General features: G+C 56.4%; 12 protein-coding genes. 8 read left to right on the forward strand and 4 right to left on the reverse strand.

Annotated elements, in window-relative coordinates; translation table 11 throughout:
- Positions 1-72: 72 nt before the first annotated feature.
- A complete protein-coding gene (locus ACT3T6_RS06785) occupies positions 73-1,326 on the forward strand; it encodes a UbiH/UbiF/VisC/COQ6 family ubiquinone biosynthesis hydroxylase (protein WP_193053414.1) in 1,254 nt (417 codons plus the stop codon).
- Here the strand turns inward: ACT3T6_RS06785 and ACT3T6_RS06790 are convergent.
- The 3 genes from ACT3T6_RS06790 to gpmI all read right to left on the reverse strand — a co-directional run bounded on the left by ACT3T6_RS06790 (position 1,323) and on the right by gpmI (position 5,468).
- A complete protein-coding gene (locus ACT3T6_RS06790) occupies positions 1,323-2,624 on the reverse strand; it encodes a S41 family peptidase (RefSeq protein ID WP_172118921.1) in 1,302 nt (433 codons plus the stop codon). The genes ACT3T6_RS06785 and ACT3T6_RS06790 overlap by 4 nt on opposite strands.
- Positions 2,625-2,748: 124 nt before the next feature.
- A complete protein-coding gene (locus ACT3T6_RS06795; protein ID WP_193053413.1) occupies positions 2,749-3,885 on the reverse strand; it encodes a murein hydrolase activator EnvC family protein in 1,137 nt (378 codons plus the stop codon).
- Between the two features lie 20 nt (positions 3,886-3,905).
- Positions 3,906-5,468, reverse strand: a complete 1,563-nt coding sequence (gene gpmI / locus ACT3T6_RS06800) for a 2,3-bisphosphoglycerate-independent phosphoglycerate mutase (RefSeq protein ID WP_193053412.1) — start codon at positions 5,466-5,468, stop codon at positions 3,906-3,908.
- Between the two features lie 285 nt (positions 5,469-5,753).
- Between gpmI and ACT3T6_RS06805 the strand changes: the two genes are divergently transcribed.
- From ACT3T6_RS06805 to ruvX, 7 genes are all read left to right on the forward strand, one after another.
- A complete protein-coding gene (locus tag ACT3T6_RS06805) occupies positions 5,754-6,176 on the forward strand; it encodes a rhodanese-like domain-containing protein (RefSeq protein ID WP_193053411.1) in 423 nt (140 codons plus the stop codon).
- 49 nt (positions 6,177-6,225) lie between these two features.
- A complete protein-coding gene (secB, locus tag ACT3T6_RS06810; protein ID WP_172118917.1) occupies positions 6,226-6,738 on the forward strand; it encodes a protein-export chaperone SecB in 513 nt (170 codons plus the stop codon).
- A gap of 2 nt (positions 6,739-6,740) precedes the next feature.
- The gene (locus ACT3T6_RS06815; protein ID WP_193053410.1) at positions 6,741-7,496 is read left to right on the forward strand and encodes a 16S rRNA (uracil(1498)-N(3))-methyltransferase; all 756 of its coding nucleotides are present in this window, start codon (positions 6,741-6,743) and stop codon (positions 7,494-7,496) included.
- Positions 7,497-7,699: 203 nt separating this feature from the next.
- A complete protein-coding gene (locus tag ACT3T6_RS06820; RefSeq protein WP_193053409.1) occupies positions 7,700-8,392 on the forward strand; it encodes a CvfB family protein in 693 nt (230 codons plus the stop codon).
- A gap of 75 nt (positions 8,393-8,467) precedes the next feature.
- Entirely contained in the window at positions 8,468-9,430 is a 963-nt protein-coding gene (gene gshB / locus ACT3T6_RS06825; RefSeq protein ID WP_193053408.1) for a glutathione synthase, read from the forward strand.
- Between the two features lie 65 nt (positions 9,431-9,495).
- Positions 9,496-10,053, forward strand: a complete 558-nt coding sequence (locus tag ACT3T6_RS06830) for a YqgE/AlgH family protein (RefSeq protein WP_193053407.1) — start codon at positions 9,496-9,498, stop codon at positions 10,051-10,053.
- Positions 10,053-10,508 carry a Holliday junction resolvase RuvX gene (gene ruvX / locus ACT3T6_RS06835; RefSeq protein WP_087106910.1) on the forward strand — a complete coding sequence of 152 codons (456 nt, stop codon included), beginning with the start codon at positions 10,053-10,055 and terminating at the stop codon, positions 10,506-10,508. The genes ACT3T6_RS06830 and ruvX overlap by 1 nt, the downstream gene beginning before the upstream one ends.
- Before the next feature lie 15 nt (positions 10,509-10,523).
- On the opposite strand, the gene pyrB is transcribed toward ruvX, so the two are convergent.
- Complete coding sequence (gene pyrB / locus ACT3T6_RS06840) at positions 10,524-11,549, reverse strand: aspartate carbamoyltransferase (RefSeq protein WP_172118936.1); 1,026 nt, start codon at positions 11,547-11,549, stop codon at positions 10,524-10,526.
- Between the last annotated feature and the right edge of the window lie 130 nt (positions 11,550-11,679).

Raw genomic sequence — 11,679 nt, forward strand, 5'->3', positions numbered from 1 at the left:
TGCCAAACGCTTAGCCAGCTATTTGGCTCAACAGGAACAAAGCTCTAAGAGCTGGGCTCGGATAGGAGCGTTATGGATACGCACGCGACAGACACTGCACCGACAGAAAATTTTGACGTTATTGTCGTGGGCGCAGGCATGGTGGGAACAGCGCTAACAGCCTTGCTGGCACAAGCAGGTATGCATGTGGCACTGGTGGAGGCGCGCCATGAACCCCAGCGCTGGGAGGCCGTTAACAAGACGCTTCCCACGCCCCGGGTCAGTGCATTAACGCCAGTATCTCAGCGCCTGTTAACCCATCTGGACGTTTGGCCCGCCATGGCCGAATGTCGCGTAACGCCGTATCGCTATATGCAGGTATGGGATGCGGAAGGCAGTGGTGAAATCAAATTTTCGGCCGATGAAGCCGGGGTGCCCGTACTTGGGCATATAGTAGAGAATGCGATTACTCAGGCGGCGCTCAATGATGCGGTACTGGATCATCCCAGAGTAGAGCATTTTTTTGGTTGCCGGGTTCAGGCGCTACAAACCTCAGCGACAGGCCGTTGGCTAGTGTTGGACGATGCGCGCAAGCTGCATGCACCGCTGCTGGTAGCGGCCGATGGTGCGCGTTCAACCCTGCGGGAGCTGGCCGGCATAGAGATCACCAGCGACGATATGGGTCAGGAGGCTGTGGTCACAACCGTCAAGTGTGCTCATGTACACGGCAGCACCGCGCGGCAAGCGTTTACCCAGAGCGGCCCGCTGGCCTTCTTGCCGATCACGCTAGAGGATGATGCACGCTACTGCTCGATTGTTTGGTCGACCACGCCCGAGCACGCGTTGGCGCTCAGCCATTTTACGCCTGACGAGTTAGGGAAGGCGCTGGGCGAGGCATTCGGTTATCGCCTGGGCGAGGTGGAGGTGTGTGATCGTGCGTATCGTTTCCCGCTGGTACAGCGTCATGCAAGGCAGTATGTATTGCCGCACTTCGCGCTGATCGGCGACGCGGCGCACAGCATTCATCCATTGGCAGGGCAGGGCGTTAACCTCGGTTTGATGGATGCCGCGGTATTGGCTGAAGAAGTGGTTAGCGCCTGGAAGCGCGGCGCCCCGTGGGGTGAGTTAACCACATTGAAACGCTATGAGCGCAGGCGTCGCTTGGATAACAGTGCCATGTTAGGGCTGATGAAAGGGTTCAGGGAGCTGTTTGGTACCCAAATGCCGCTCTTTACACTGGCCCGCAATCTCGGCATGAGCGGTATGAACCAGCTAAGCCCTGTTAAACGCAGCGTCATGCGGCAGGCCACCGGAGAGCGGGGGCGCTTGCCGCATAGCTGCCGCTAACGGCGGCGGTCGACCACATTAAGCGCTTTGAGAAGATTGAGCGCTTCACTCATTTGGTAGTCATCACGTAGCCGCTCGGTCGCGGATGAACGTGTCTGGGTGGCGGGCTGCTGTGCATCCAGGTGGCCGCCCAGGTCCGCCTCGCGAAGCTCCGGGCGGCTTTCGGCGACTTCCAGACGGCCCCGTACTACTTCTACATCGGGCGCGATGCCCTGCGCCTGAATGGAGCGTCCGTTTGGCGTGTAGTAAAGCGCGGTGGTGAGTTTCAAACCTTCACCATTACCCAGCGGCATGACCTGCTGAACGGAACCCTTTCCGAAACTGTCTGTGCCCATAATGACGCCGCGGCGTTGGTCTTGAAGCGCACCCGCCACAATTTCTGCGGCCGAAGCGCTGCCGCTGTTAATCAGCACGACCAGCGGAATATCACTGGCGGGCGTGGCGGGTGAGGCTGAAAATGACATGGCGGTATCGGAAAGCCGGCCTTCGGTATACACAATCAGGCCGTTATCCAGAAACAGGTCTGCTACACCGGCCGCCGCCTGGAGTACACCGCCGGGATTATTGCGCAGGTCAAGAATCAGCCCTTCCAGCGGCTGTTCACGCGTCATGCGCTCTATTGCCTGGCGTGCCTGTTCTGGCGTACGCGACTGGAACTGACTAATTCGCAGGTAGCCATAGCCGGGCTCAAGAAGCTCATGTTTAACGCTTTCGCTGCGGATGGCCTCACGGGTAAGGTTGAACTCACGCGGGGTGTCCTCTCCCGTGCGTAGAATCATCATGCGCAACTGGCTGCCTGGTTCGCCGCGCATTAGCGTAACGGCTTCTTGAAGCGACATGCTTTCAGTCGGCGTGCCATCAATGGCAACGATAACATCCCGAGGAAGCAGACCAGCCCGTGAGGCGGGCGTATCATCAATCGGGGTGATCACCAATAGTTGGCCGTTTTCCATGCCAACTTCTATACCAATGCCGCCAAACTCTCCTTGAGTGGTTTCGCGCAGGCTTTGATACTCTTCCGCATCAAGATAGGCGGAGTGAGGGTCGAGTTCGCTGAGCATACCGCGCATGGCGTTACGCAGTAGCGTGCGGTCATCGACCTCTTCAACGTAGCCACGCTTGATACGCTCAAACACCTCGGCAAAGGTCTGGATCTCTTCAAGGGGTAATTCATCAGCTGCCGCTTGGTTGGCGGGCTGGGCAAACAGCGGTAGCGGTGCCGACAATAGCGCAACAGGAAGTAGAGTCACCAGAAGGCGCTTGGCAGAGGCCGGTACTTCGTTAACAAATAGCGTCATGCAGACTCCGCAAGGCGTTAGGCAGTGTTTAAAGCTGCCCCAAGTTGACATTACCGTTCTGTCTGAAAAGTGTCTGCGTTCGGCAACGTTTCAGACAGAACCTAATACGGTTCAGCTTATCCCGTCAGCGGCGCGCAATCCAACGCTGTGGGTTAATTGGTTTGCCACTCTGACGTACTTCAAAGTAGAGCGCATTACTCGATTGTCCACCACTGTCGCCTACGCGGCCAATTTCGTCGCCACGGCTGACCTGCTGGCCAGGACGTACGCTAAACTGCTGTAAGTGAGCATAGAGCGTCATGATCTGGTCGCCATGGTCAATAATCAGCAGGTTGCCGAAGCCACGCATCCAATCGGCAAATACCACCCGCCCGGCGTGCACGGCATTTACCTGCGTACCGGCGCTTGCCTGGATGACAATGCCGTTATAGTGAACGCCATCACGACGATTAAATGTTGTGGTGATGGCTCCTTGCACGGGCCACGGTAAATCCCCTTGAGTACGGGTAATCTGAGTGCTGGGCGTGGGGGCATCCAGGCGCGCTAGTTCCTCCTGAATTTCACGCAGCTTACGCTCGGCCTGCTCCCGGTTATCGTTAAGATCCGCCAGGCGATCAGCTTCGCTACCATAGCGATCATCCAGCGTGGCCACGACGTTGCGCCGGTCGGAGGTGCGCTCGGCAAGCCGTACCCGCTGCGCATCCAGCTCGGTGGCGACACTTGCCAGGCGCGTTTGGCGCTCGTTAAGGGCCTGCTCCGTATCGGCAAGCGCGGTATCCAGCCGGGCAATATCGGCAAGACGTTCATTGCGTGCTTGAGTAAAGCGGTTCAGGTAAGCCTGCATACGGTCAAGCTCGGCCGGGTCGCCCTGGTTCAGCAGCAGCTTGAGCTGTGGCGTCGGCCCTAGCCGGTAAAGCGCCGCGAGTTGTTGGCTGAGGGCGGCGTACTGGCTGGCTTGCTCGTCCTCCAGGCGGTCGCGGTGCTGGCGCAACTGGTTCATTTCATCGTCCAACTGGCGCCGCTCGGCCTGTAAGGCATCCAGCCGCTGGTGAGTGTCGGCCAGCTCCGTTTCAACCTCGCGTAGTTCACGTTCGGCGCTGTCCCGTGCTTCTCCTGTTGTACTCAGCCGCTGCGTAAGCGACTCAATTTCCTGGCCAAGCGCATCCAGCTGCTGGCGCGTTGCCTGCTCATCCGACTGGGCCAAACCCGCCGGTGAGTACACAATGACCAGTAGCGCACCCAGTACTAACGCGGTTCGCACAGGACGTCGCAACGGTATGATCAAGTGAAATCAATCAGCGGGTTCCCGGTCATGGCCTCGGGAACCGGTTGATTCATCATGGTCAAGAGTGTGGGGGCCAGGTCGCACAGGCGGCCATCGCTTAACGTGCCGGCTCGCTCACCCACGTAAACCAGCGGTACCACAAAGGTGGTGTGGGCCGTTTGGGGGGCGCCTGTGACCGGATGCACCATCTGCTCGGCATTACCGTGGTCGGCGGTTACCAGGCAAGCACCGCCAGCGCGCTCAATCGCGTCAATAACGCGGCCAACGCAGATATCGACCGTTTCAATGGCTTTTACCGCCGCGTTGAAGTCGCCGGTATGGCCCACCATATCGCCGTTGGCATAGTTACATACGATGAAGTCAAAGCGGCCGCTGTCGATAGCCTCAACGAGGTTGTCGGTGATCTCGTAAGCGCTCATCTCGGGTTTTTCGTCGTAGGTCTTCACGTCCCGAGGGGAGGGCACCAGAATGCGCTCTTCGCCCTTATACTCGGCTTCATTGCCACCCGAGAAGAAAAAGGTAACGTGGGGGTACTTCTCTGTTTCGGCAATACGCAGCTGCGTTAAACCGCGCTTGGCGACGACTTCGCCCAGGGTATCGTTGAGATCAAATGGCGGAAACGCGGCCGGCGCAGGAATGTCCGCTGCGTACTGGGTCAACATGACCAAGCCCTTGCCCGCCAGCGATGGGCAGGCCCTGCGTGAAAAGCCGCTGAAGTCAGGCTCTACAAATGCACGGGTAAGTTCACGTGCGCGGTCAGAGCGGAAGTTAAGAAACAGGGCGGCGTCACCGTCTTGCAAGGTAACGCACTTGTCGTTGAGCAATACGCAGCTTGGCAGGACAAATTCGTCGGTTTCGCCGCGCTCATAGGCGTCGCGCAACGCGGTTTCGGCGCTGGTAGCATAGATGTCAGCCTGGCCTTTGGTCAGCAGATGGTAGGCTTTTTCTACCCGCTCCCAGCGGTTATCGCGGTCCATGGCGTAAAAGCGGCCAATAATGGAGGCCACAAAACCATTTTCAGCGCCTACCAGCTCGGCCAGGCGGGCATTAGCGCGTTCGATAGAAGCCAGCGCGCTTTGAGGCGGCATGTCTCGGCCATCCAAAAATGCATGAATAAAGATACGTTGCGCGCCGCGGCGAGCCGCCAGTTCGGCCATCGCGATGAAATGATCTTCATGGCTATGTACGCCGCCAGGCGAGAGCAAGCCCAGCAGATGAACGGCGCGGCCATTGGCCACGGCATCATCAATCGGCTGTGTCAGGTTTTCGTTAACGTCCAGATCGCCCTCTTTAATGGCTTTGGTGATCCGTGTGAAGTCCTGATAAACGATGCGTCCGGCACCCAGATTCATATGGCCCACTTCTGAGTTGCCCATTTGCCCATCGGGCAGCCCTACGTGGTGGCCGTCAGTATGCACAAACGCGTGTGGACGATTTGCCCAAAGCGCATCCATTACGGGCGTGTTGGCCGATGCCACCGCGTTATTAGCGCTATCGGGGTTGTGTCCATAACCGTCAAGAATGATCAGCGCGACGGGACGCGGAGTAGACGTAGCCATAAGAACCTCGTTCGGTTGAGTAATCCAAGCGGCGTAAAGCAATCAGCAACGAAAGCGCTGTTTGAAAGTAAAGAGGTTTAAAAAGGTGAGTCAACTCACGTTATTTTCAAACAACTCCTTGTGATCAGGGTCGCGACTGATGCACGCTTGGGGCATCATAACGTAGGCGACCGCCGGGCGTCATGAGCAAGGCCTGCGCGGGGTGCCCTGTGACGTGTATACTTATCGCGTTTTGACGGCGGCGTTGCCGCTTTTTTCTGCATAGACCAAGAGATTGTGTTCGCGATGATCGATCAGTTGTTCGAATTCGTACAGAACCACCCCCTGCTCGTTGGGGCGTTTTTGCTGGTGCTAGTAGCGTGGCTTATTTATGAAACGCGTAGTGCTTCAACCAATGCAGTGACCTCAACCCAGGCCACCCAGCTCATCAACCGAGAAGATGCGGTTGTGCTGGACATTCGTGAAAGCAAAGACTTCAAAGCCGGGCATATTGCTGGCGCACGTAACATTCCCCATAACAAGCTTGATAACCGTATGAACGAGCTGGATAAAGTGAAAAACCAGCCGATCATCGTCGTATGCAAGCATGGGCAAAGTGCAGGCGCGGTTCAAGCCAAGCTTGCCAAGGCCGGTTTCGAGCGTGTGACTAAATTGAAAGGTGGCATGGCGCAGTGGCAGGCCGATAGCCTTCCCGTCGTTAAGAAGTAAGCGTTCTCACCTTTTACTATTGATTCAATGAACAACGAGGAGTTTCCCCATGGCGGAAGATAACAACACCCCGCAGGCTGGTGCAGCAGCGTCCGGCGACAAGCCGCAGCTGAAGTTCTCTATGCAGCGTATTTACGTGAAAGATATCTCCTTTGAAGCACCTAACTCACCGTCTGTTTTCAAGCAGGCGTTTAAGCCGAAGGTGAATCTGGATCTTAATACCACCAGCACTAAAATTGATGACGACCAGTATGAAGTGGTTGTGAAAGTCACCGCTCAGGTCAACGATTCAGAAACCGGCACTACCTCGTTTCTTGCAGAGGTTGAACAAGCGGGTTTATTCCGTATTTCGGGCATCGAAGGCGCTCAGTTGGAACAGACACTGGGTGCGTTCTGCCCCAACCTGCTGTTCCCTTACGCGCGTGAGTGTGTCGATAACCTGGTAAACCGTGGTGGCTTCCCGCCACTGATGTTGGCACCGGTGAACTTTGAAGCCATGTACGCCCAGCGTAAGCAGCGCGAAGCGCAACAGGCAAACCAGGCCGAAGTGAGTACTCACTAAGCATGCAGGCTGCCGACTGGTATGCCGTGCATGGCAAAATGCCGCGCCTCCATGTACCGGCTGTTTTTGCAGTAGGCCAAGAGGTAGTACTGCCGGAAGGCCCGGCGCGCCATGTCACCCGCGTGCTACGCATGGGTGAAGGCGCGCCTTTGGTGCTGTTCGATGGCCAAGGCAATGAAGCGGGCGTCCGCTTGGCCGAGGTAGGGCGTAAGCACACGACGGCGGTTATCGACGCCGTTTGGGTCGGTGAGGGGGAGTCACCCTTTGCTGTTCACCTTGGCCAGGCGATCTCCAAAGGCGACCGGATGGATTACGCGATCCAGAAGGCGGTTGAATTAGGTGTCGCTGCTATCACGCCACTGTATACAGAGCGTGGTGATGTACGTTTAAAGGGTGATCGTGAAGCCAAAAAGCTGGCCCATTGGCAGGCTGTTGCGGCAAGCGCTTGCGAACAAAGTGGCCGGGCGGTAGTGCCTGTCGTTCACTCGCCACTAAGCCTTGTTGAGTGGCTAAGTGCCCGCCATGAGCCGCTTCGCTTGATGCTGCACTTGGCAACGGGTAATGCGTTTGATCAGCCGGAACGCCCTGAGGCCGCCGCACTTTTAATTGGCCCTGAAGGTGGCTTAACGGAGACAGATATTGCAGCCGCTCAGGCAACTGGCTTTACGCCATTAACGCTAGGGCCACGTGTTCTGCGTACGGAAACAGCCCCGGTGGTTGCCTTGACCCTTCTACAGCACTACTTTGGTGATTTGTAAGCGCCTACTAACACCTTCATTGACCCCTTCCTCAGTGGCCTGCTGTTTAGCGTTAGCCTTCGCTATAGGCTTTACAAGTGTGAATGAGTAGCCATTAGCCTGGCCTGCGTTAAGCAGCGGCCATCACTATGTAGCGGGCCAGCTGCTTTGCTCGGTGATCCTCAGGCGCCATACTATAGACTCACTTTTTAAGGACGGCACCCATGGTCCGTGAATCAACGACTCCTCCTCGCGCTACAAGCGACGCCTCTGCCCAGTTAGGCGAAGTGGCGTATTTAACTGTTGTGACCGTTAATAACACGGGCGCGTTTTTGCGTTGGGGGCAGCCCAAGGACGTTCTCTTGCCGTACAGCGAGCAAATCTTCCGGCCGGATCCTGGCAAGCGGGTGCTGGTCATGCTGTATGAAGATGATCAGGGGCGTCCTGTGGCCTCCATGCGCCTTGATCGCTTTTTAACCGATGATGCCTGGGCGCTTGAAAAGGGGAATGAGGTGAGCGTCGTGGTCGCTGACCGCACCGACCTCGGTATGAAAGTAGCGGTTGATCACCGCTATTGGGGGCTAATCTATCAGGATGATATTTCTCAGCCGCTGCGCCGCGGGCAGACGCTAAAAGGCTACGTCAAGCAGCGCCGTGAGGATGGCCGGCTGGATATTTCTCTGCTGCCGCCAGGCGCGGCGCGATTAGACGTCGTCGGCGATAAGGTACTCAAAGCACTGCGTGAAAGCGGCGGCTATCTACCGCTGGGCGATAAAAGTGACGCCCACGCGATTAAAGCGCGGTTGGGTGTGAGCAAAAGTGCGTTTAAACAAGCCATTGGGCGGCTTTATAAGCAGCAACTGATTATCTTAGAGCCTGACGCGATACGGCTGGTGCCGGGCGCGCTTGCCCCGTAACGGCGCCAATGGTTGGAGCTTGACAGGCAGTACGGCATACTGCCTACCTATTGTTTACGTATGGATTGTGCCCCGATGAGTCAATCAAATCTGCATCTCGGCGTCGTGATGGACCCTATCAGCGACATCGCTTACAAGAAAGATACCACCATAGCCATGCTGTGGGCGGCCCAGGAACGCGGCTATATCCTGCACTATATGGAGCAGGAAGATCTTTTCTTACAGGCGGGGCAAGCCTACGCACGCATGCGACCACTAACCGTGCATCGCGACCCTAACCATTGGTACGACCTGGGTGAAGCGGCTGCCCGGCCACTGGCTGAGCTTGATGTGGTGTTAATGCGTAAAGACCCGCCGGTGGATGCTGACTTCACCAATGCGGTCCACCTCTTGGGTTTTGCTGAGCGTGACGGCGTGCTCATTGTTAATCCAACCTCAGCACTTTTACAGTGTAATGAGAAGTTGTTTGCCCAGCAGTTTCCTCAGTGCTGTACGCCCACCATGGTGGCCAGCCGCGATGATGTGCTGCGGGCCTTTCATGCCGAGCACGGCGATGTGATTTTCAAACCGCTGGACGGGATGGGCGGCACCGGGATTTTCCATATCGGCCCTGATGGCCGCAATATTGGCGCGGTCATTGAGCAGCTAACGCTGCGTGGTCAGCGCCAGATTATGGTTCAGCGCTACCTGCCTGACATTAAAGACGGCGACACGCGTATCCTGCTGGTGGACGGCGAGCCGGTGCCCTTTGGGCTGGCGCGTATCCCTTCGGCTGGTGAAACGCGCGGTAATCTGGCCGCTGGTGGCCGTGGTGTCGCACGTGATCTTACTGAACGTGATTACTGGCTGATTGAGCAAGTACAGCCAATGATTCGTGAAAAAGGCCTGATGTTTGTAGGGCTGGACGTGATTGGCGACTATATCACTGAAATTAACGTTACCAGCCCCACCTGCGTGCGTGAAATTGATGACCAGCGCGGCACGAATATCGCGGGCCTGTTGTTGGATGCCATCGAACGCCGCTTGAGCGCTGCTTGATACGCCTGATTCACACTTGATGATAAGAAGGTCTGCTGGCTATGCCAGCAGGTCGTAGGAGACGCATGCAAAGTTTGAAACACCATTTTTTAATGGCGATGCCGCATCTGGATGATCCTGACTTTGTGGGCAGCCTGATCTACCTCTGTGATCATGACCATAACGGCTGCATGGGGGTTATCACCAACCGCCCGTTGGATATGACGCTGGATGCACTGTTTGATCAGTTGGAGCTGGGGGGGGAAGACAGCCCCCACCGCAATGCTCCGGTCTATTACGGTGGCCCTACGCACAAGGATCGCGGCTTCATTCTCCATCTTGGCGACAGCCAGGAGTGGGACTCCAGCGTTCAGGTAGAGGAAGGCGTGGCGCTGACGACCTCTATGGACATTCTTCAGGCGCTAGCTAACGGTGAAGGTCCTGAGCACTTTCTGATTTGTCTGGGCTGTGCGGGTTGGGAAGTCGGTCAGCTTGAAGATGAACTAAAGGACAATAGCTGGCTGACGGTTGAGGGCCAGACGGACGTGCTGTTCAACACGCCACCTGCTGAGCGCTTAACGGCTGCCGCAGGATTGTTAGGAGTGGATCTATACCTGATGACTCGTGATGCAGGGCACGCGTGATGGCAGAGGTTGGCCAACGCTTAATTCTTGCCTTTGATTACGGTACGCGGCGTATTGGGGTCGCCGTGGGCAATGAGCTTTTAAAAAGCGCCCGCGAGCTTTCCCCACTTACTGCACGTGACGGCATCCCCGACTGGAATAAAGTAGAGCAGCTGCTGAAAGAGTGGCAGCCGGACCTGCTGGTGGTTGGCTTACCGCTCAATATGGATGACAGCGAATCGGACATGAGTAAGCGTGCCCGCAAGTTTGGTAACCGTTTACATGGGCGCTACGGCAAACCCTGCGTGATGGTAGATGAACGTGGCTCTACCCGCGAAGCCAAGCTGATTGCCCGTGAAGCGGGTCACCGAGGCAACTACCGCGAAGAGAGCGTCGATGGCATTGCGGCGGTGTTGATTTTGGAAGGCTGGTTTGCCCATCAGGAAGGTCTTCCCGATGGGCGTTCTGCTCTCTAGCGTATATAAGTAGCGTTAGCGATCCAGTGTCCCTATCTGGCTGGGTACAAACCAGCGCACCGGGCGAAGGTCTTTCTCAATCAGAGAGTCGACGTGCAGCAGCGTTGCAAAGATAGCCATCCGCATGGCGATGCCGTTATCTGTCTGACGAAAGATCGCCAAGCGCGGGTCGCCGTTAAGATCCACGTTCAAATCATTCGCGCCGGGGCGGCTATCGCGGGGCAGCGGGTGCATAACAATGGTCGATTCACTGCAGCGTTGATCCAGAAACGCCTTGTTGACTATAAAATCATCCGAGATGCCCTGGAAGTTTTCGTTCATTTCTTCGGTAAAGCGCTCTTTCTGAATTCGCGTGGTGTACACAACATCCAGATCACTGAAGTCAGTGGCTAAATGATCGCGTACCTCTACCTGGTGCCCGCGTGATGTGACCAAGTCAATCAGTGCAGTAGGCATTTCAAGCCCGGGCGGCGATACCAGTGTGATACGTAACGGATCGTATAAAGAAAGCAGCTTGATCAGAGAGTGCACCGTACGCCCATACTTGAGATCGCCGGTCAGCAGAATATGTGCTCCGCCAAACGATTTGCCTAATCGCTGAAACTCCTTATCGATCGTATAGATATCCAGCAGGGCTTGGCTTGGGTGTTCACCAGGGCCGTCGCCGCCGTTAATCACCGGTACATTCGTCGCCGCCGCAAACTCGGCAACAGAGCCTTGATCCGGGTGGCGCATGACAATCGCATCGCAGTAGCCACTCATTACCCGGCTGGTATCGTAAAGCGACTCGCCTTTGGCCATGGATGAGAACGTAAAGCCTGTGGTATCACATACGCTGCCGCCCAACCGACAAAACGCCGTATGAAAACTTACCCGGGTGCGCGTGCTGGCTTCGAAGAACAAGTTGCCCAAAACGGCGCCCTCAAGAACACGGGTAACCTGACGGCGCTGGGCAATGGGCTCCATTTGGGCCGCAACACGAAGAAGGTGGTTAACGCTGTCACGGTTTAAGGAGTCAACGGATAGCAGATGGGGGCTCATCATGGACCTCATGTTGAAGTAGAAGGCGAAGTGGGTAGATGAAGTGATTGCGTGTAGTGTAACCGCCAATACGTGGTTCGCCGAAGTGCTTTCACGGCCTTATAAAAGAGGCCGCTGACGTTTTTCAAAC

Origin of the sequence: Halomonas sp. 72 (assembly GCF_052379785.1) — a bacterium.
In the GTDB taxonomy this organism is placed as follows: Bacteria; Pseudomonadota; Gammaproteobacteria; order Pseudomonadales; family Halomonadaceae; genus Vreelandella; species Vreelandella citrativorans.